The sequence below is a fragment of the Coriobacteriia bacterium genome (assembly GCA_018368455.1).
GTDB lineage: Bacteria > Actinomycetota > Coriobacteriia > Coriobacteriales > UMGS124 > JAGZEG01.
The window spans coordinates 60,105-79,505 of sequence record JAGZEG010000011.1 but is presented as its reverse complement, the minus strand read 5'-3'; the positions used below and the strand labels follow the sequence as shown (position 1 = coordinate 79,505).

At 65.6% G+C, this 19,401-nt stretch carries 17 protein-coding genes and 1 riboswitch; of the genes, 6 read left to right on the top strand and 11 right to left on the bottom strand.

The window, feature by feature from the left end:
- Positions 1-24 precede the first annotated feature (24 nt).
- The 3 genes from KHZ24_08305 (at position 25) to KHZ24_08295 (ending at position 3,786) form a co-directional block, all read left to right on the top strand.
- On the top strand, positions 25-2,331 hold the full coding sequence (locus tag KHZ24_08305) for a molybdopterin-dependent oxidoreductase (GenBank protein ID MBS5451194.1): 2,307 nt from the start codon (positions 25-27) through the stop codon (positions 2,329-2,331).
- Positions 2,332-2,338: 7 nt separating this feature from the next.
- The gene (locus KHZ24_08300) at positions 2,339-3,025 is read left to right on the top strand and encodes a 4Fe-4S dicluster domain-containing protein (protein MBS5451193.1); all 687 of its coding nucleotides are present in this window, start codon (positions 2,339-2,341) and stop codon (positions 3,023-3,025) included.
- A 137-nt stretch (positions 3,026-3,162) separates the two neighbouring features.
- Entirely contained in the window at positions 3,163-3,786 is a 624-nt protein-coding gene (locus tag KHZ24_08295; protein MBS5451192.1) for a molecular chaperone TorD family protein, read from the top strand.
- Between the two features lie 114 nt (positions 3,787-3,900).
- Here KHZ24_08295 and KHZ24_08290 read toward each other — a convergent pair whose 3' ends face one another.
- The 5 genes from KHZ24_08290 to KHZ24_08270 form a co-directional block, all read right to left on the bottom strand.
- A complete protein-coding gene (locus KHZ24_08290; protein ID MBS5451191.1) occupies positions 3,901-4,368 on the bottom strand; it encodes a 6,7-dimethyl-8-ribityllumazine synthase in 468 nt (155 codons plus the stop codon).
- Positions 4,369-4,457: 89 nt separating this feature from the next.
- Positions 4,458-5,657, bottom strand: a complete 1,200-nt coding sequence (locus KHZ24_08285) for a bifunctional 3,4-dihydroxy-2-butanone-4-phosphate synthase/GTP cyclohydrolase II (protein ID MBS5451190.1) — start codon at positions 5,655-5,657, stop codon at positions 4,458-4,460.
- Positions 5,658-5,748: 91 nt separating this feature from the next.
- Positions 5,749-6,432 carry a riboflavin synthase gene (locus KHZ24_08280; protein ID MBS5451189.1) on the bottom strand — a complete coding sequence of 228 codons (684 nt, stop codon included), beginning with the start codon at positions 6,430-6,432 and terminating at the stop codon, positions 5,749-5,751.
- Positions 6,432-7,670 carry a bifunctional diaminohydroxyphosphoribosylaminopyrimidine deaminase/5-amino-6-(5-phosphoribosylamino)uracil reductase RibD gene (gene ribD / locus KHZ24_08275; GenBank protein MBS5451188.1) on the bottom strand — a complete coding sequence of 413 codons (1,239 nt, stop codon included), beginning with the start codon at positions 7,668-7,670 and terminating at the stop codon, positions 6,432-6,434. The genes KHZ24_08280 and ribD overlap by 1 nt, the downstream gene beginning before the upstream one ends.
- 214 nt (positions 7,671-7,884) lie before the next feature.
- Positions 7,885-8,002: riboswitch (FMN riboswitch) on the bottom strand.
- Positions 8,003-8,114: 112 nt separating this feature from the next.
- Complete coding sequence (locus KHZ24_08270; GenBank protein ID MBS5451187.1) at positions 8,115-8,699, bottom strand: GNAT family N-acetyltransferase; 585 nt, start codon at positions 8,697-8,699, stop codon at positions 8,115-8,117.
- 139 nt (positions 8,700-8,838) lie between these two features.
- On the opposite strand from KHZ24_08270, the gene KHZ24_08265 reads away from it, so the two are divergent.
- On the top strand, positions 8,839-9,732 hold the full coding sequence (locus KHZ24_08265; GenBank protein ID MBS5451186.1) for a conjugal transfer protein TraX: 894 nt from the start codon (positions 8,839-8,841) through the stop codon (positions 9,730-9,732).
- A gap of 324 nt (positions 9,733-10,056) precedes the next feature.
- Here KHZ24_08265 and gatB read toward each other — a convergent pair whose 3' ends face one another.
- The 6 genes from gatB to KHZ24_08235 all read right to left on the bottom strand — a co-directional run bounded on the left by gatB (position 10,057) and on the right by KHZ24_08235 (position 16,230).
- Positions 10,057-11,595 (bottom strand): Asp-tRNA(Asn)/Glu-tRNA(Gln) amidotransferase subunit GatB, encoded by a 1,539-nt coding sequence (gatB, locus tag KHZ24_08260; GenBank protein ID MBS5451185.1) that lies wholly within the window; start codon positions 11,593-11,595, stop codon positions 10,057-10,059.
- The gene (gatA, locus tag KHZ24_08255) at positions 11,595-13,091 is read right to left on the bottom strand and encodes an Asp-tRNA(Asn)/Glu-tRNA(Gln) amidotransferase subunit GatA (GenBank protein MBS5451184.1); all 1,497 of its coding nucleotides are present in this window, start codon (positions 13,089-13,091) and stop codon (positions 11,595-11,597) included. The genes gatB and gatA overlap by 1 nt, the downstream gene beginning before the upstream one ends.
- Complete coding sequence (gene gatC, locus KHZ24_08250) at positions 13,091-13,399, bottom strand: Asp-tRNA(Asn)/Glu-tRNA(Gln) amidotransferase subunit GatC (GenBank protein MBS5451183.1); 309 nt, start codon at positions 13,397-13,399, stop codon at positions 13,091-13,093. The genes gatA and gatC overlap by 1 nt, the downstream gene beginning before the upstream one ends.
- Positions 13,400-13,534: 135 nt before the next feature.
- Positions 13,535-14,215, bottom strand: a complete 681-nt coding sequence (locus tag KHZ24_08245; protein MBS5451182.1) for a molybdenum cofactor guanylyltransferase — start codon at positions 14,213-14,215, stop codon at positions 13,535-13,537.
- Between the two features lie 125 nt (positions 14,216-14,340).
- Positions 14,341-15,639, bottom strand: a complete 1,299-nt coding sequence (locus tag KHZ24_08240) for an O-acetylhomoserine aminocarboxypropyltransferase/cysteine synthase (GenBank protein ID MBS5451181.1) — start codon at positions 15,637-15,639, stop codon at positions 14,341-14,343.
- A 129-nt stretch (positions 15,640-15,768) separates the two neighbouring features.
- On the bottom strand, positions 15,769-16,230 hold the full coding sequence (locus KHZ24_08235; GenBank protein MBS5451180.1) for an Rrf2 family transcriptional regulator: 462 nt from the start codon (positions 16,228-16,230) through the stop codon (positions 15,769-15,771).
- Positions 16,231-16,547: 317 nt separating this feature from the next.
- Between KHZ24_08235 and KHZ24_08230 the strand changes: the two genes are divergently transcribed.
- Entirely contained in the window at positions 16,548-17,534 is a 987-nt protein-coding gene (locus KHZ24_08230) for a hypothetical protein (GenBank protein MBS5451179.1), read from the top strand.
- A complete protein-coding gene (locus KHZ24_08225) occupies positions 17,534-19,387 on the top strand; it encodes a response regulator (GenBank protein MBS5451178.1) in 1,854 nt (617 codons plus the stop codon). The genes KHZ24_08230 and KHZ24_08225 overlap by 1 nt, the downstream gene beginning before the upstream one ends.
- The last annotated feature ends 14 nt before the right edge of the window (positions 19,388-19,401 follow it).

The following is a 19,401-nucleotide window of genomic DNA, read 5'->3' as shown; positions in this document are numbered from 1 at the left end:
GGAGCGAGTTCGCTCTACGCCAGCATGGAGAACGGCCTGACCCCCGAGCTTGAGGGCAGCGAGTACGGCCTGTGGATCGGCGGCTTCCCCGGCGGAAGCGGCATCAACTACCAGAGCTCCGGCAAGCGTTCCATCAAGAACCTCGCCGAGGGCAACATCAAGATGGACGTCATCGACTGTACGCTGGCCAACGGCAGCGTCACCTCAACGATGCCCGGCATCAACTGGGTGCCGATCAAGCCTGCGACGAACGGCGCCTTCACGGCGGCGCTCACGAGCCTCATCATCGACGCCGGCACGTACAACGAGGACTATCTGAGCTTCACGACGCAGCAGGCCGCCGTTGACGGCGGGTACGCGTCGTACACCAACGCCAGCTACCTCGTCATCGTCGACGAGACCCACGAGAACTACCTCAAGCTCATGCGCGCTGCGGATGCAGGCCTGGAGGCCCCCGCGCCCGCCGAGGGCGAGGAAAAGGCTCCCGAGGCCTACGTCGTCATCGATCGCGCGACCGGCGAGCCGTGCGTGCACAGCCAGTGCGCCCAGGGCCAGCTCGACTATGAGGGCGAGGTCAACGGCGTCAAGGTCCGCACGGCCTTCTCGATCCTGTCCGAGAACGTCCACGCCTACACCGAGGACGAGTACGTCGAGATCACCGGCGTCCCCGCCTCCGAGCTCGAGCGCATCGCTAAGGAGTACACCTCCCATGGCACGCGTGCCTGCATCTGGTTCAAGGGCGGTGCCACGCAGTCCGTCAACGGCATGGAGTCGGCCATGGGCTGCGCCGTGCTGCGCGCGCTCATCGGCGCCAACCAGATGATCGGCGGCAACGCGCCCAACGGCATGAGCCCCACCACCACCGGCAACGGCGCCCGCTACCAGCTCTCCAAGTTCGAGAAGGCCGACGTCTCCACGAAGAACGCCAGCTACATCTCGCGCACCGGCAAGACCTGGGAGTCGACCGACGAGTACAAGGCCCGCGTGGCCGCCGGCGAGACCGACCCCAAGCCCCTGCTGCCCTGGTATCCGTTCGGCCCGGCCTCTGACAGCCAGGCGCTCATGTCCATCGTCAACGTGTACCCGTACCAGTGCAAGATCATGATGACCTGGATGAACAACATGCTCCAGGGCACGCCGGGTGCCATGCGCGACGAGGTCCTCGCCAAGCTGGCCAACACCTCGGTCATCCCGCTGCACATAGCCTGCGACATCGTCGTCGGCGAGGAGGCCCAGTACGCCGACTACATCGTGCCCGACGTGAGCACGTACGAGAGCTTCGGCCTGCCGACGGTCGGCAGCTCGTTCTCCGGCTACGGCAGCTCCGTGCGCTGGCAGGTCAAGACGCCCGAGAGCATGCAGCTCGACGACGGCCGCTACGCGAGCTGGGAGACGTTCCTCGTCGACGTCGCCAAGGCATGCGAGCTGCCCGGCTGGGGCGATGACGCCATCGCCGACGTCGACGGCAACACGTGGCCGCTCAACGACGCGAGCGACTACTACCTCAAGGCCGTCGCCAACCTCGCCTATGCCGACGACGACCCCGTCGACGACATCGACCCGACCGAGGAGCACATCCAGGGCCTCGACGAGCTGCCCGAGAGCTTCAAGGCCGCCGTCAGCAAGACCGAGTGGCCCAAGGTCGAGAACGTCCTGTCGCGCGGTGGACGCTACTGGCCCATCGAGTACGTCTGGGGCGAGAACGGCCGCAGCCGCTGGCTCGACGAGAACCTCACGATGATCTACAGCGAGCGCCGCGCCACGGCCACGAACTGCTACGGCGGCGAAAGCCCCGCGGGCGGCAAGAGCCTGCCCGGCACGCTGCGCTACATGCCGCAGACGTTCTCCGACTGGTCGCTCATGAGCGATCACTTCTCCACAGAGGAGTACCCGTTCATGGTGTCGGAGCACAAGCCGCGCTTCCGCTCCATCTCGATGCTGTCGAACAGCCCGATCATGCGTGACCTGTGCGCGCACAACTACATCGAGATGAACGACGAGGACGCCGCCCGCCTCGGCATCAAGGACGGCGACAAGGTCAACGCCATCACGCCGCTCGGCGACGTGACCGAGGGCGAGGTCATGGTGCGCGGTGGCCAGGCCAAGGGTGCGTTCTCGATGTCGTTCGGCTATGGCCACCTGGCCTACGGCGCCCAGGACGTCGAGATCGACGGCAAGCTCACGCCGGGCAACCCCGACATCGCCGCCGGTGCCCGCACGCGCATGATGCTCGACCCGACCGTCGGCGAGGATGTCCTGTGCGTCATCGCAGACAAGGACGCCGCGTGCCCCGGCCGCAACGGCGGTATGTTCAAGATCGAGAAGGCATAAGGGAGGTATGGTCATGAGCGATAAGAGATTTGGCATGCTGATCGACCTCTCCCTGTGCATCGGCTGCAACGCGTGCGCTGTGGCCTGCAAGGAAGAGAACGACGTGCCGCTGACGTGCTTCAACACGTGGGTGGAGAGCTTCGACGTGCAGGATGCCGAGGGTCGTGTCCGTCGCGCCAACGTCCCAAAGCTGTGCAACCACTGCGAGAACCCGGCGTGCGTCGAGGTCTGCCCCGCCGACGCCACCTATGCGGCAGAGGACGGCACCGTTCTCGTCGACGTTGAGAAGTGCATCGGCTGCGGCGCCTGCGTGCAGGCCTGCCCCTACGGCGCGCGCTACATCAACCCGGAGCTCAACGTGGCCGGCAAGTGCACGTTCTGCCACCACCGCTCCGAGAACGGCCTGCTCCCAGCCTGCGTGGCGACGTGCGTGTCGAACGCCCGCATCTTCGGCGATCTGAACGACCCGGACAGCGACATCTCCAAGCGCCTCGCCGAGGTCGACACGGAGGTCCTGCTGCCCGACACCGGCCTGAACCCCTGCGTGTACTACGTGGGGCTCGACAAGACGATGGCCATGCCTAAGCGCTCCGCCGTCCACAAGGGTGGCAACGTCCTGGAGCCCTACGCTGGGTTCCAGGGTGCCGCTGACGGCGAGGCCAAGGCCGCCAGCTCCACGAAGGACAGCAAGTAACGGACTCACGCACGTAGCTTGCTTCTAAAACATCGGCGCCCCCGGAGAAGCTCTCACGCCATCTCCGGGGGCGCCCCTGGGTATAAGAGGCGGCGCACAACCAGCCGCGACCGCAGCCACACACAAGGGGGACCACCATGGATTCCGAGACTGGACAGATGCTTGCCGGGTACGCCGTGCTAGCCGAGACGTGCGCCGAGGCCCTGCTTAGCGAGCCGAGCAACGCCGTCTTGGATGACGTGCGCCGCGTTGCCCACGCGTTGGGTGATACCCGGTTCGACGACGTTGCCGCGAGCCCCGAGCTCACGCAGCGCTACTACAACCGCCTGTTCGTCTCGAGCAGCCCCTACTACGTGCCGCTCGTCGAGAGCTCCATCACGAAGCGCGTCACGAGCGAGGGCCGCCTCGTCTACGGGCCAATGACGAGCAGCCGCGGCGACCACGCGCTGTCCTGCTATCGCACCGTCGGCTTTGACTTCCGGGCGCTCAAGGGCTACGACCTGGCCGTCAAGTCCCTGCATCCCGACTCGCTCTCCGTCGAGCTCGCTTTCCTCGCCGAGCTCGCTCGCACCGCCTGCGCCAACGACGCAGCAGACGAGACCCGCGAGTCGGCCCGTCGCCTGCTCTCCGACTTCGTCGCACGCCACACGGCCTGGTTTGCCGACGCCGCAGACTGCCTGGCCAGCTCCGACGACGACCTCTACGCCCGCGTCGCCTCGCTCGCTGCCGACGCGACGAAGGAGCTCGCCGAAGCGCTGTAAGGCCCACACCTCGCGACGGGGTCGACGCCACGGAAACGGCAGCTGGGGAACAGCTTGCGTCCATGTGCAGCGCAAGCCTTCCCTGCTGTACGTCCAAGCGCACCCGCGTCGCCGCTATCCCTCGAGCTGCCGCAACAGGTTGACCATCTCGATGGCACCCGTCGCGCAGTCAAAGCCTTTGTTCCCGGCCTTCGTGCCCGCGCGCTCGATAGCCTGCTCGATGTTCTCCGTCGTCAGCACGCCAAACATTACCGGGACGCCCGTCTTGAGCGCCGTCTGTGCAACGCCTTTGGACACCTCGCTGCACACGTAGTCATAGTGACTCGTTGCGCCGCGAATGACAGCCCCGAGCGCAATGACGGCGTCGTAGCGACCGCTCTGCGCCATCTTTTGCGCAACGAGCGGGATCTCGAACGCGCCAGGCACCCAGGCGACCGCCACGTCGTCATCGGCAACGTCATGGCGACGCAGGGCGTCAAGAGCGCCGTCGAGTAGCTTGCTGACGATGAACTCGTTGAATCGCGCGGCAACGATGCCGACCTTGATGCCCTGAGAAACTACCTTGCCCTCAAACGCCTGCATATCACGACCCCTTCTCTTGAATGGTGTTATGAGTCTGGTTTTGCGGTGTTTCGAACCCCGGACGTCCAAACCTTCCCTGTGTCTACTGCCTAAAACACGAGCATGTGTCCCATCTTTTCCCGCTTGGTCTTGAGATATCCCAGGTCACGGTCGGTGGCCTCCACCTGTATCGGCACACGCCCCAAGATCTGGAGTCCAAAGTCCCCGAGCTGATACATCTTGTCGGGATTGTTCGTCAGAAGGCGCATCGAGCGGACGCCGAGATCGCGCAGGATCTGGGCACCGATGTGGTACTCGCGCAGGTCGGGGGCAAAGCCAAGCGCGAGGTTCGCCTCGACGGTATCCATGCCGCGATCCTGCAGCGCATAGGCCCTGAGCTTGTTAATAAGCCCGATGCCGCGCCCCTCCTGGCGCATATAGAGCAGGATCCCGCGTCCCTCTTGCTCGATCTGCGCCATGGCTGCGGCAAACTGCTGGCCGCAGTCGCAGCGCCGCGAGCCAAACACCTCACCCGTGAGGCACTCGGAGTGCACGCGGCACAGCACGTCCTCACCGTCGCCGATGTCGCCCTTCACAAGCGCGACGTGGTGCTCGCCAGAAAGCGTGTCCTCATAGCCATACGCCATGAAGTCGCCGTACTTCGTGGGCATCTGCGTGACGATGGCACGCTCAACCAGCCTCTCGTGGCGTTTGCGATACGTCTGCAGATCCTTGATCGTAATGAACGCAAGCCCCCACTCCCGCGCCATCTCGATAAGCTCGGGCGTACGCGCCATCGTGCCGTCGTCTTTCATGACCTCACAACACAGGCCGACTTGCTTGAGACCGGCGAGGCGCATGAGATCGACGGTCGCCTCCGTATGCCCGTTGCGCTCGAGCACCCCATGAGGCCGCGCGATGAGCGGAAACATGTGTCCGGGCCGTCGGAAGTCCTCGGGGCGCGCGTCGTCCGCAACGCACATGCGAGCCGTAAGCGCCCTCTCGACAGCCGAGATGCCCGTCGTCGTGCTGGCGTGGTCAATAGATACGGTGAACGCGGTCTCGTGGTTATCCGTGTTGCGGGCGACCATGGGCCCAAGGCCGAGCTTGTCGGCATAGAGCTTCGACATGGGCAGGCAGATAAGCCCTCTGGCATGGCACGCCATAAAGTTCAGGTTCTCTGTCGAGCAAAACTCGGCGGCGCAGATGAGGTCGCCCTCGTTCTCGCGCTCCGGGTCGTCGGTGCATAGGATGAGATGACCCTGACGCAGCTCGTCAAGTGCCTCTTCGATGGTGTTGTACGTGAACATGCCGGTCTCCTTTTCCCTGTGAAAGGTCTGCACGCCGTCTTCAGGCTGAGAGCCAGAACTATCCGAGAGCGCTGGCGCCGGAGCCACCGTCTCAGGCAAAGCCGTTATGTTCGAGAAAGGCGAGGTCAAGGGTGGTATGGGAGGCGCCGTTTTTGGGAACGCGGTCAGGCAGGGCCAGCGCTCCCCCGCACACCAGGCGCGCAACGTACTTGCCGATGACATCGTTTTCGAGGTTCACGACGTCACCCACGCGCTTACGGCCCAACGCCGTGACCTCGAACGTGTGCGGGATGACAGAGACGCTGAATGTGCCCGCTTGCTCGTCGACGCGCGCAACAGTGAGGCTGATACCGTCGACAGCGACGGATCCTTTCTCGACGATGAGCGCCATGACGTCACGCGCGGCTCGTATGGTGAGCCAGACTGCGTTGTCGTCGCGTTCGATAAGGACGATCGTGCCCGTGCCGTCGATATGCCCCGAGACGATGTGGCCACCGAATCGCCCATCTGCCGCCATGGCGCGCTCGAGGTTCACGGGGGTACCGGGACGCGCCGAGGCCAGAGAGGAGCGGCCGAGCGTCTCGTGCATGACGTCCGCGGAGAAACCGCCCTGCCCAACCGATGTCGCCGTAAGGCACACGCCGTTGACGGCGACCGAATCGCCTATCTTGAGATCGCCGAGCACAACGCAGGCACCCACCTCGAGCGTACACGAGCGATCGCCTCGACGCACGCTACGGATGGCCCCGAGTTCCTCGACAATGCCGGTGAACATCAGCGACCGCCTCCCTCGCCTGCGGAGGCACGCCCGGGCGCATCGGAGTCGCGTGGGCCCAGCACGTCGCTCTCGATGAGAAAGTCGTCGCCGAAGCGGCGCACAGTCGGGCTGCCGAGCAGCACGGCATGCGCCGGATCGCTCACGCCGGCCCCCATGACGGGAGAGGGGGCGCCGGATCCGCCGAACATCTTGGGCGCCACATAAGCCTGCACGCGCTGCACGATGCCGGACTCGAGGGCCGCGGCATTGAGCGTCGGCCCTCCCTCGAGGATGACGCTGTCGATCCCCAGCTCGCCGAGCTTGGCCATGAGTAGGGGCAGGTCAACCTTGCCGTCGGGCCCGGGAACGTCGAGGACGTGTGCGCCCGCTCTGCAGTACGCCTCCTTGCGGGAAGGATCAGAGCAGGCCGTCGCGATGACAACGGGGCCAGGCGAGACATCGGCCGAGGTTCCCTCGGCCGCAGGTCGCCTTTCTCCCCTCGCGTCTCTCCCCAGCAGAGCCGACTCGCCCAGGCCGCGCGTAGCAAGTCTTGCGGTACGCACGAGCTGGGAGTCGAACGGCGTGCGCAAGTAAGTGTCCACAACGACGCGCACCGGCTCGTGCCCGCCAGACATACGGCATGTGAGCAGCGGGTCATCAGCCAGCACCGTCCCCACGCCCACCATGACGGCGGCATAGCGGCTGCGATCGGCATGAACGCGCCGCAGAGCGCTCTCACCGGTAACCCAGCGCGAGGCCCCAGTTCTCGTGGCGACCTTGCCATCCATCGTCATGGCGTACTTCATCGTGACAAACGGCGTCTTGGTAGTGATGTAGTGAAAGAACACCTCGTTGAGCTTGTCGCAGGCGGCACGGGCTATGCCCTCGTCAATACGCACGCCCGCCTCACGCAGCAAGCCAACCCCGCGCCCGGCAACAAGCGGATTGGGGTCGGCAGACCCAACGACGACGCGCCCGATGCCTGCCTCGATGATGGCCTGCGTACAGGGAGGCTGGTGCCCGCTATGACAGCACGGTTCGAGCGTGGCATAGAGCGTGGCGCCGCGCGGATCCTCGACACAGGATGCCAGGGCGTTGCGCTCGGCGTGCGCCTCGCCGTAGCGCTCATGCCAGCCCTGGCCGATGATGCGCCCCTCGCGCACGATGACGCAGCCAACCTGGGGGTTCGGGTTAACCCACCCGCCCCCTCTGCGCGCCAGATCTATCGCCTGATGCATGAACGTAACATCGCTCATATGGCTCATCCCCCTGGACGAAACGGCCCTGAATAGAAATGCCTCCAGGGTTCGTCGGAGAGATGGCTGGATAGTCTGGGCCCACGAGATCCAGGCTTTGCCACGGCACAGGGGGCGAGCGCCCCGCAAGAAAAAGCCCTGGGAGCAGGAAAGATATCTGCTTCCAGGGCCTCGATGTCTATGCGAACGCGCACGCACTCAGTACGCACGTCTCCAAAATCTTCTTCCATCCAGACCATACTGTTGGCCTCGGAATTTCACCGGGTCTGCCCCTTTCGGGGCTCGCGGGCTTTACCGCCAGTGGGGAATCGCACCCCGCCCTGAAGATTTCTATTCAATTTGCGCGAACAGTACACCTAGACAAGCATCGCGTCAATAGGGAATTTTGGCACACAGGCTCCCGTAAAAGTAAACGGTCCAGCGCCCCGCCAAGGCCGGCTTGCCTCAGAGCACGAGCTCGAAACCGATGCGGCGACGGGAGAGCTCACCGGGATCCGAGATCTCGATGGCGCAGCAGCGCGTGAAGCCGGCCTTCTCGAAACCGCGCTGCATGGGGACGTTGCCCTCGTGCGTGTCAACGCGCACGCTTGTCAGACCCAGCTCCCGCGCTCGTTCGACACCAGCCGTGAGCAGGGCGTTTGCCACACCGCGTCGCCGCGCCTTCGCCGAAACGGCAAGTCGGTGCATCACGAGGTACGTGGCGGCGCCGTCGCGGGGCGTGTTGGGCGACGACGTGAGCCACGCGCCCTCCGTAACGGTGTCGTAGTCCGCCTCGCCCCCTTCGAACAGCGCGATCGCGCCTAGGATCGTCCCAGCAGGCAGCGGCACGCAGCCTTCCGGCATGGCATCGTCCTCCTGCGCCACGGCAAGCAACGTGTGACCGCCAGCTATATCCGCCTCGATCTTCTCCGCCGTGGGGTTGCCTCCCTGCCACTGGTCGAGTCCCTGTGCCGCCAGTGCAGCCTTCCCGTCGGCGATGATGCCAAGCACGGCATCCAGATCGCCTATCACCGCCTGTCGAATCTCCATGCGCGTCCCTTTCGTGTGCCGGCATCGGTTGCATTCGAGCGCGCTCGATAGCCTATCATGTGGCTCCGTATCTTACCGCTTGTCCCGCGTCGTCTTGTAACGGCGCGCCGCTCCCCCATCGCAGAAAGCGAGCCGTCCCATGGCACAGGCCACGAAGCACGCCCCCTCTGCCGCAGCGCTTGCCGAGCGCGACCGTCGCTGGCAGTTTCTCACGAGCTATGCCATCAAGTGGATCGCCATCGTCACGATGGTGCTCGACCACGTGGCCGCCATCGTCATCTGGCAGGTCTACGGTGACGTCTACCGCAGCGGCGCTCGGCTCGACGCACAGGGTTGGTACGACCTCTACCTGCTCATGCGCCACATCGGACGCGTCGCGTTCCCGCTGTTCTGCTTCCTGCTGGCCGAGGGCTTCGCGCACACGCACAGCAAGCCTAAGTACGCCTGGCGCCTGTTCCTGTTTGCGCTCATCTCGGAGTGGCCATACGACTGGGCGCTCTACGGTACGGGGCTCGAGTTCACCCGGCACCAGAACGTCATGTTCACGCTACTCGTGAGCTTCTTGGCGCTCTGGGCGGGAGAGGCGCTCGGCGGGCTCATCGACCGAGCCATAGCGCGCGGGCGCACCGGCGCCCACAGCGACCTCGCTGCAAACGGTAACTCCCTGGGGACAAACTCGGCGTCGCGCAGCCTCACGCCTGTCGTCGTCATCGCGACGATCGTGTTCATCCTCCTCGGCGCCTGGTTCGCAGACATCACCGAGATGAGCTACCACGCGTTCGGTGTCCTGCTCCCCGGGGCACTCTATCTGGCGCGGCGCTCGCGCGTGCTCCAGGTCGCGCTTGGCTGCGCCCTTGTGGCCTGGTACTGCTGGGACCACGGCGGCGACCTGTTCGAGAGCTACGCCGTCATCGGCCTGCTGCTGCTGTTCCTGTACAACGGGAAGCGCGGTCGCTCCATGAAGTGGTTCTTCTACGTGTTCTACCCGGCGCACATGCTCATCATCGGCGTTATTGCCCAGCTCATGGGGTAAGCGCCTGCCGAGCACAGTCAGAGCAGGAGTAGACAGCCCCCGGATGGCCAAAAGTACCTAGGTTTGCGAGTGTGCCTCGGTCATCCCATGCCCTCCGTCGGCGTGAATCAGGGTGCGCGCAAGAAAAAGCGCAGGTGGCGCGTCTCTGCTGAGCTCCCGGATGCGCCACCAACGCCTGCAGGACTCGCAAGCCTCGGTAGTTTTGTCCACAGAGACGTCGTTTTGTCCTGCTTTGGCAAGCAGGGGCGGCTCCCATCAGCGGAAGCCGCCCCTGTGACAAGAAATACCGCCTCATCTGAGGCTAAACCAGGCCACGCTCGCCCTCTACGCCATCTTCTCCGCAAGCAACTGGTTGAACAGCTTGGGGTTGCCCTTGCCGTGGCTTACCTTCATGCACTGGCCCACGAGGTAGCCGATGACCTTGGCGTTGCCGCCCTTGTACTGCGCCACCTGGTCGGGGCAGGCCTCGATGACCTGCGCGACAATCGGCTCGAGCGCAGACGTGTCACTCACCTGCCGCATGCCGTGCGCATCGACGATGGCCGCCGGGTCCTCGCCGCTGTCCGCCATGAGGTCGAACACCTCGCGCCCCTGCTTGGACGTAATGGCGTCGCTGGCCAGCAGCTCGGAGAGGCTGCGCACCTGGGCCGGCGTGATAGACGTCTCCTCGAGCGACGAGCCCGCCGCCTTGAGGTAGCCCGTCAGGTCGTTCAGCACGACGTTGGCCACTGCCTGGCCCAGCTTGGCGGGCACACCCTCCATCGCTGCCTCGAAGAACCGCGCGTAGGCCGGGTCGCCGGCGAGCTGCCCCGCGTCGGCGTGCCGTAGGCCGAAGTCGCGCTCGTAGCGGGCGCGGCGCTCGTCGGGCAGCTCGGGCAGCTTGGCGCGTACCTCGTCGATAAACGCGTCGGACAGGTCGTAAGGCGCGAGGTCAGGCTCGGGGAAGAACCGATAGTCGTCGGCCGTCTCTTTCGTGCGCATGACGAGCGTGCGCTTCGTCGACGTCTCCCAGTGACGCGTCTCCTGCGCGACACGCCCGCCCTCCTCGAGCACCTCGGCCTGGCGGCGGATCTCGTACTCGAGGCCGTCGTGCAGGCTCTTGAACGAGTTGAGGTTCTTGAGCTCCGTCTTCGTGCCCAGACCGGTCGTGCCGCGACGGCGCAGCGACACGTTGCCGTCACAGCGCATGGAGCCGCTCTCCATGGAGCAGTCGGAGATGCCCAGCGCCAGGAATATCTGGCGGAGCTTCTCCATGAACAGGCGCGCTTCCTCGGGGCTGCGCATGTCCGGCTCCGTCACGAGCTCGATGAGAGGCGTGCCGCAGCGGTTGTAGTCGATGAGCGAGGCCGTCGCCCCGTCGATGCGTCCGTCGATGCCGCCGACGTGCACCATCTTGGCGGCGTCCTCCTCCATGTGGATGCGCGTGATGCCGATGTGCGCTGTATAACTGCCGTCGTCAGCGCGGGTGACCTCGCCATCGTCGTAGCGCTCGGCAGAGCCGGACGCCGATACCTCCAGGTCGAGCCAGCCACCCATGCAGAAGGCAATCGGGCCTTGCGTCGTCTGGAAGTTCTTGGCCATGTCGGGATAGAAGTAGTTCTTTCGATAGAACATCGAGTGCTTCATGATCTGGCAGTTCGTGGCCAAACCGGCGAGCACGATAGACTGGATGGCAGCCTTATTCGGCACGGGCAGCGCGCCGGGCATGCCCAGGCACACGGGGCAGACGTTCGTGTTCGGCTCATCGTCGTGAGACAGACGGCAGCTGCAGAACATCTTCGTCTGCAGCGTCGTGAGCTCCGTGTGGATCTCCAGGCCGATGACCGGCTCCCACGTCTGCAGAACCTCCGCGAGGCTCTTCATTACAGCTCGCCTCCCTTCTCGGCAAACGCCGACGCGACAGGCGCGGGCCCGTAGGCCTCCTGCAGCGACGCGGCGATGCGCAGCAGCTCGTCGTCCTTGAACGCGGGACCGACGAGCTGGGCACCCACAGGCAGCCCCGAGTCGGCACCCAAGCCAACCGGCACCGTGATGCCGGCGTTGCCCGCGATGTTGATGGAGATCGTAAACATGTCGGACAGGTACATCTCCGTGGGGCTGCTCATCTCGCCGAACTTGAACGCCGTGCGCGGGCTTGCCGGCATGAGGATGGCGTCAACCTGCTCGAATGCGGCGCGATAGTCGGCCGTGATGAGGGCGCGCACCTGTTGCGCCGGGTAGTAGTACTCGTCGTACACGCCGGAGGACAGCAGGTAGGCGCCGAGCAGAATGCGGCGCTTGACCTCGGCCCCGAAGCCCTCGGCGCGCGAGAGCGACGTCATCTCGGCCAGGTCGCGCGCACCGGGGTGCTGGTAGCCGTAGCGCACGCCGTCGAAGCGCGCGAGGTTCGAGAACGCCTCGCACGGGGCAAGCACGTAGTAGGCGCTGATGGCGGCCGCCGCGTTGGGCAGCTCGACGTCCACGAGCGTGGCGCCGCGATCCACGAGAGCCTGAGCCGCGGCGTCGATGGCGGCGACGACCTCGGGCGTCACGCCGTCGGCGTGGTTCATCGCATGCACGATGCCGATGCGCTTGCCCGCAACGCCGTCGTGCAGGTGCGCGCGGAAGCTGGCGTCCCACGCCTGCGACGTGCAGTCGCGCTCGTCGCGGCCGGCCAGCGCGTCCATGGCGAGTGCCACGTCGTCGACGGTGCGGCCGAACGGGCCCACCTGATCAAGCGAGCTACCGAACGCGACGACGCCGTAGCGGCTCACCATGCCGTACGTGGGCTTGAAGCCGACGACGCCGCAGAAGCTCGCCGGCTGGCGGATGGAGCCGCCCGTGTCCGAGCCGAGCGTCAGCGGCAGCATGCCCGCCGCCACGGCCGCCGCCGAGCCGCCCGACGAGCCACCAGGCACGCGTGCAAGGTCGCGGGGGTTGCGCGTCGGCCCGAAGTGGCTCGACTCCGTGGAGGAGCCGAACGCGAACTCGTCCATGTTGAGCTTGCCGAGCGGCAGGCAACCTGCGTCGAGCATGCGCTGGACACAGGTGGCCGTGAAGACGCTCTCGTAGTCCTGCAGCATGCGCGAGCCGCACGTCGTGCGCGTGCCGACGAGGTGCATGTTGTCCTTGAACGCGCAAGGCACGCCGGCCAGAGGCGGCAAGGCCTCTCCCGCCGCCCGGGCCGCGTCGATGCGGTCGGCCGCAGCCAGGGCGAGTTCGGGCGTCACCTGCAGGAAGGCGTGGACGTCGGCATCGCGCGCCTCGACGGCGGCCAAGGCGGCCGTCGCGACCTCGCGGGCGGAGACGTTGCCAGAGGTCACGAGCGTAGCGATGTCGGAGGCGCAGAGCTGGTCGAGCGAGCGGGCGGGGGCGACCATCAGCGCTCACCCCCGTTTCCCAGGATGGAGGGCACGCGGAAGAAACGCCCCTCGGACTGTCCGGCGTTCTCGAGCGCCTCGCCCAGCGGCAGACCAGGCGCCGGCACGTCGTCGCGCATGACGTTGGACAGGTCGCCGATGGGATGGAACACGGGCTCCACGCCATCGAGCTCGTAGGCGCGAATCGGCGCGAGCACGTTGTCGACGGCGTCGTTGAGGTAGGCGGTCATCTCGACGAGCTCCTCGTCGGTGAGCGCGATGCGGGCATAGTCGGCAATGCCCCGCACATCGTTCTGGGAAAGGCTCATGCACATCCCCTCACAGTTGGTTGGCACGGTTGGAAAACTCATGCACCGAAGGATACACCGGGCCCTTTACCTGCGGCGACAAGCTCCCTCAATTGTTCACTCGCCCGAAAAAGAGCCAATGCGCCCCGAGGGGCATTACGCGTCTGTGCCTTCGATCTCGCGGGCGATGGACTCGGCCTTCGCAAGCTCCTCAGGCGTGTTGGCGTTGATGAAGCAGCGCCCCGTCGGCACGGCGCGGGAAACTTCCTCGATCGAGAAGTTGCGCGTGTTGACCTCACCGAGGAAGGCACGCAGGCTGCAAGCTCCGCCCGCAAGCGACGCCTCAAGCTGAGCAAGGCAGCTCCGGCGCCGGTAGACGGCGTGAAACGGCTCGAAGCCGAACTCCGTGCGCGGCACGACGACGTCGAGCGAAGGGTCGTCGGCGAGCAGGCGAAACTGCGCGAGGAACAGCGCGGGACTCGCGAATATCATGTCGCACGCGCACACGGCGACAAAGTCGCAGCGTGCCAGCGACAGCGCAGAGTATAGGCCCGTCAGCGAGCCACGCCGGTCCTTGAGGTCGCGCTCGAGCCGGATGCGGTTTGCCTCGGGCATCTGCGCGAGGAAGGAGAGGTTCTCCGGCTCGTTCGTCGTGATGAGCAGCTCGGAGGCTATGGGGGCCAGGCGCCCCGCTATGCGCTCGATGAGCGGGCGTCCCAAAAACGGCACCGTTGCCTTGGAGCGCCCCATGCGCCGCGACTCGCCACCCGCCTGGATGGCCACCGTCAACGGCGGCAAGCCGAGCGCCGTCGCCCGCAGCGTCTGTTCGTCTTCCACGCTTCTCCCCCGCTCGCCCCTATGCGTCGAAACATCGCCATGGTACCCCCATCGCACACAAAAATGGCGCGCACGTCCTCAAAAAGACGCACGCGCCACGCCGAGGCAAAACTTCTGAGGAGCGTCTACTTCACAGCGTCGAAACCCTGGGACAGATCGGCGAGGATGTCGTCGATGTGCTCCGTGCCTATGGACAGGCGTACCGTCGTCGGACGAATGCCAGCCGCAAGTAGCTCCTCCTCGTTGAGTTGGCTGTGCGTCGTCGAGGCGGGGTGGATGACGAGAGACTTGACGTCAGCGACGTTCGCAAGTAGTGAGAACAGCTTGAGCGACTCGGTGAACTTCTTGGCCGTCTCGGCGTCTCCCTTGATGTCAAACGTGAAGATGGACGCGGCACCGTGCGGGAAGTAGCGGTCGTACAGCTCCTTGGCGTGGCCCGTGGCCAAGCTCGGGTGGTTGACGCGCTCGACCTGGGGGTGGTGAGCCAGGAAGTCAACGACCTTCAGCGCGTTCTCGACGTGGCGCTCGACGCGCAGCGACAGCGTCTCGAGGCCCTGGAGCAGCAGGAATGCGTTGAACGGAGACAACGTCGGGCCTTGGTCGCGCAGCAGCGTGGCGCGCGCCTTGAGGATGTAGGCGGCCGCCCCGCCCGCCTGCGCGAACACGATGCCGTGGTAGGAGGGGTTCGGCTGGGAGATGCCGGGGAACTTGTCCGAGGCCGTCCAGTCGAAATTGCCGCCGTCGACGATGAGGCCGCCCATGACGGTACCGTGGCCGCCGATGAACTTCGTGGCGGAGTGCACGACGACGTCGGCCCCGTGCTTGAGCGGCTGCTGCAGGTAGGGCGTCGAGAACGTCGCATCCACGATGAGCGGCACGCCGTGACGGTGCGCGACGGCGGACACGGCCTCGATGTCGAGGACGTCGGAGTTGGGGTTGCCCAGCGTCTCCCCGTAGACCAGCTTCGTGTTCGGCCTGATGGCAGCTTCGAAGTTGGCCGGGTCGTGCGGGTCGACAAACGTAACTTCGACGCCGCGGTCGCGCAGCACGTGGCTAAAGAAGTTGATCGTACCGCCGTAGAGGTCAGCCGCCGCAACGATGTGGTCACCGGCCGTGGCGATATTGGAGACGGCGATGTCTATCGCAGCGGCGCCCGTCGCGACGCCCAGCGCCCCAACGCCGCCCTCGAGTGCGTTGATGCGCTGCTCGAGTACGTCCACGGTCGGGTTCGTGAGGCGCGAGTAGATGTTGCCGCCCTCGGCGAGGCCGAAGCGGCCCGCGGCCGTGGCGGAGTCCTTGAACACGTAGGACGTCGTGGCGTAGATCGGGACGGCGCGCGCATCGGTCGAGGGGTCGGGGCTCTCCTGGCCGGCGTGCACTTGCAGCGTCTCGAAGTGATAGTGCGGTGCGGTCTGATCAGCCATGGCAGGCAACCTTTCAGGAAGAGGGCACACCGGCGGCGCGCCGCAGCGGCGGACATCACAGCCCGTCAGGTTGTTTGGCATTACATACCTATCAATATAGTATGTCAATAGGTTTATGTTACGACCGCGTTACGCCTCTGGCGTCGCCGTCACGTCCTCGTCACCAAGATCCAGACCGGCGGCACCTTGGCTCATGAGCTGCGCAATCGTAATGCCCGCAAGGTATTCGTCCACGACAGATCCCAGGCCCTCCCACACGGGAAGCGTGGGGCAGCTGCCCGCCCGGTCGCAGTCGTTCGTCGAGCATGCCAGGCATGCAACGGGAGCCAGCGAGCCTTCCGTGGCACGAAGCACGTCAATGACACGGCAGTCCGCCGGGTCGGTCGCGAGGCGATAGCCACCCCCCTTGCCGCGCACGCCCACGATGACGCCGGCCTTCGACAGCGACGACGCGATGCTCTCGAGATACTTCTCGGACAGACCCTGTCGCTGCGCGATGTCAGCGAGCGGGACAAACGTCCCTCCGACGCTGTGGTCGGCAAGGTCGATGACGGCGCGCAGGGCGTAGCGTCCCCGGGTTGAGATCATCATGCTCCCAGACTCCCCTCTTCCGTCAGGGGCGCCCCGTCTGACGCGCGGACGAGCGCCCGAGGCACACGGTCTCGATACTCTCTGCGCTTCAGGCTACCATGTTCGTGGGAGAAAAGTGAGCACGCGGCGTACTTCCCCTCATATACGGTAGGCAATTCACGGCCGTCCGCTACGGTAGGCAATTCACGGCTGCCCGCTCACCATCTGCGGGAAAGTGCCCTCAGCGGCGTCGGTGAACGGTACAATCGGAGCGTTGTCAGCGGTGCGGGGCAGCAACCCGCCCGCTCTCGCGCGCAAAAGAAAGAGGACGCCTCCCCATGATCGACCTGCCCCTGGGCTTAACGCTCAGTTTTGACAGCCTTTTGGCCTTTGTTCACGAGCTGCCAGGCGACATCGTCCTGTTCTTCTTTCTCACGCGCCTGTTGCCCATGCGCCACAAGCCAGCGTTTTGGGCCATCTCGCTGTCCCTACGCGCATTTTTGACAACGCTGGGCAGTCAGATCCTCCCGATCGTCTTTGGCCAGACAGGCGGCGCGCTCGCCGGCATGATTCTCATCCTGTTCCAGATTTTTTTCCTCCCCGTCCTGTTCTGCCCACGGAAGACTTTCGGCAAAAGCCTGCTCGTCACCGCCGCCGCGGCGGCCATCCAGGGAACGCTATCTTCCATCTGCTCTTTGCTCATCGACGGGCCCGCGCAGATGGACGCCACCATCACATGGGATGCGGCCCTCGCGCACCCAGCGCCTTTTATCGCCTCGATGATCGCAGGCCCCCTCGCCACGGCATGCGGCCTGTCAGCCCTCGAGACGTTCCTGTACCGACGCGTGCCTCACGATGTCGGACGCCATGCCTGGCCCTACCTTGCTACGCTCATTGTGCTTGGACTCACAAGCACGACGGTTGTTATCGCCCTGTCAGCACTGTCCTCAGCCGGGCTCAGGCCGAACGCGGGGCTCGTGATCTGCGTGCTGGTCCTGCTCGTCGCCTCCGTTGTCCTGACGCCCGTTCTCATCGCCTCTGTCGAGAGCTTCGGCAGGCAACAGCGTGCTCAGCAGCGCGCAGACGCATTGAGCGCTCAGCTCGATACGATGCTCGAGGGCTACAAGGACATAAACGCCGAGATAGAGGATGTTGCCCGTCTGCGCCACGACCTCAAGAACCAGCTGGCAACAGCCGCCGCCCTCCTCAAGAAGGATAAACGCGATGCCGCAAGGGAGCATTTGCAGGGTACGCTCGCCGACCTGACGCGCGCCTGCGCCGCTTCGTCCCTCTGCCCGGCAGACCCCGATGAGAAGGGCCTCTGATGTATGTTGCCGCCTGCGCTGCCGTCGCTCTTGCCGGCATCATTCAGATCGCACTCGTCATCCAAATGGCGCGTCATCTCCATGCAGAGGGCATCAGCGTGCTGCCTGCCACCCTCCCGCTCATGCAACTAGCAAGCGCCGTGCTCACCCTGCTGTTGTTGCAGCCTCTTTCCGCCCCTGCACGCGACATCACCGCCGCGATTGCCGCCGCGCTCCTCGCCGTGGCAACCGTCCTGGATCCCCTGCTTCTGCGCCGGATCGTTAGCGCCCAGAACGCCGAGACAGAGCTCGCTCGCGAAAGGCTGCTGGGCGAGCAGCTCGCCATACAGCAGCAGCACCTCGTCAGCGTCACAGCGACGCTCGAGCAGGCGCGCTCCATCCGAGCAGGCATGTTCCACAAGGTAGGAGGCATCGACGACCTGCTTGCGCGTGGCGAAGACGGCCAGGCACTCCTGCAGCTTGAGCAGATGGTGGGCTCGCTGGGCCCTGCCCGCGTCCGTCTCTGCGACAACCCCGTGGCCGACGCCCTGCTTGCCATGAAGATGGAACGCTGCGACGAGCTGGGCATCGCGCACAGCGTCAACGCCGTCGTGCCGGCCGACCTACCGTTGAGCGGCACGGAGGCGTGCGCCCTGTTCGCCAACATCGTCGACAACGCGATCCACGCCTGCGAGATCGTGCCTGAGGGTCGCCGCACGCTGTCGCTCGACGCCCATGCTGCGGGCGGGTTCTACGTCGTGCGCGTGAAGAACAGTTGCGCGCGCCCCGACGAACTGCGCGCCCTGGAGCGCGAGAGCGAGGCCTTGCGCCCGGACTCAGGGCAGGTCCCCGCAGGCAGCGCGCGGTCGAAGCACCACCAGCGCACGGGCAACGCCCGTGGCCAGGGGCTTTCCGAGCACGGCTGGGGGGCTCGTCATCCTCGAGCAGCTCGCGCAGCGCCACGGCGGCCGCCTCGAGACACGCCGCGACGAGCGGGGCTCCCAGAATGGACCGACGTTCACAACGACCGTCCTGCTCGACCTGAATCGCTGATCCCCCAGCAACGGGTTCGCCGCCCGTTGGTTCTTTCGTGGGAATGTTCACCGAGAATGACCCCGCGGACACATGACACGCGAGGAGACGGCATGGTGACAGCAGACGAGCAGCACAAAGAAAGCGACGAGAGCACCTCCCTTGCAGGACGGCGCATCCTCGTCGTCGACGACGACCCGGAGATCGCCTCGCTGCTCGACGAATACCTCAACGGCCAGGGATATGCCGTCACGACAGCGCACACAGGGCGCGAGGCACTCGAGCGTGCGACGTGCGCGCCAGACCTCGTCATACTGGACGTGGGCCTGCCCGACAGCGACGGCTTCGAGGTCTGCCGACGCCTGCGCGAGACGCTGAGCTGCCCCATCGTCTTTCTGACGGCGCGCGTCGAGGACGCCGACGCCCTGACCGGCTTCGAGGTCGGCGGGGACGACTACGTGCTCAAGCCCTTCTCGCTCTCCGTGCTCGGCGCCCGCATACGTGCCCACCTCGTGCGCGAGGATCGTCGTCGCAACCGCGCGCAGGTTCGCTTTGCCGGGGACATCCTCATCGACTACCGAGCCCGCACGCTCGCGGTCGGCGGAGAGCCGGTAGCGCTGACAAAGCGCGAGTTCGACATCGTGGCACTGCTGTCAAAGAGCCCGGGCCAGGTGTTCGAGCGCGAGCTCATCCACGAACGCGTCTGCGGCTGGGACAGCGAGAGCGATCCATCCGTCATCACGGAGCACGTGCGCCGGCTGCGCAACAAGATGGCCTGTGCCGGCCCCGGGGCCGACCCCATCGAGACGATCTGGGACATGGGGTACCGGTGGCGCGCATAGGGGGGGTACGCGGC

Coding starts and splice junctions, on each gene's coding strand:
- KHZ24_08305 (MBS5451194.1), top strand. CDS start 25: ATGGAGAACGGCCTGACCCCCGAGCTTGAGGGCAGCGAGTACGGCCTG.
- KHZ24_08300 (MBS5451193.1), top strand. CDS start 2,339: ATGGTCATGAGCGATAAGAGATTTGGCATGCTGATCGACCTCTCCCTG.
- KHZ24_08295 (MBS5451192.1), top strand. CDS start 3,163: ATGGATTCCGAGACTGGACAGATGCTTGCCGGGTACGCCGTGCTAGCC.
- KHZ24_08290 (MBS5451191.1), bottom strand. CDS start 4,368: ATGCAGGCGTTTGAGGGCAAGGTAGTTTCTCAGGGCATCAAGGTCGGC.
- KHZ24_08285 (MBS5451190.1), bottom strand. CDS start 5,657: ATGTTCACGTACAACACCATCGAAGAGGCACTTGACGAGCTGCGTCAG.
- KHZ24_08280 (MBS5451189.1), bottom strand. CDS start 6,432: ATGTTCACCGGCATTGTCGAGGAACTCGGGGCCATCCGTAGCGTGCGT.
- ribD (MBS5451188.1), bottom strand. CDS start 7,670: ATGAGCGATGTTACGTTCATGCATCAGGCGATAGATCTGGCGCGCAGA.
- KHZ24_08270 (MBS5451187.1), bottom strand. CDS start 8,699: ATGGAGATTCGACAGGCGGTGATAGGCGATCTGGATGCCGTGCTTGGC.
- KHZ24_08265 (MBS5451186.1), top strand. CDS start 8,839: ATGGCACAGGCCACGAAGCACGCCCCCTCTGCCGCAGCGCTTGCCGAG.
- gatB (MBS5451185.1), bottom strand. CDS start 11,595: ATGAAGAGCCTCGCGGAGGTTCTGCAGACGTGGGAGCCGGTCATCGGC.
- gatA (MBS5451184.1), bottom strand. CDS start 13,091: ATGGTCGCCCCCGCCCGCTCGCTCGACCAGCTCTGCGCCTCCGACATC.
- gatC (MBS5451183.1), bottom strand. CDS start 13,399: ATGAGCCTTTCCCAGAACGATGTGCGGGGCATTGCCGACTATGCCCGC.
- KHZ24_08240 (MBS5451181.1), bottom strand. CDS start 15,639: ATGGCTGATCAGACCGCACCGCACTATCACTTCGAGACGCTGCAAGTG.
- KHZ24_08235 (MBS5451180.1), bottom strand. CDS start 16,230: ATGATGATCTCAACCCGGGGACGCTACGCCCTGCGCGCCGTCATCGAC.
- KHZ24_08230 (MBS5451179.1), top strand. CDS start 16,548: ATGATCGACCTGCCCCTGGGCTTAACGCTCAGTTTTGACAGCCTTTTG.
- KHZ24_08225 (MBS5451178.1), top strand. CDS start 17,534: ATGTATGTTGCCGCCTGCGCTGCCGTCGCTCTTGCCGGCATCATTCAG.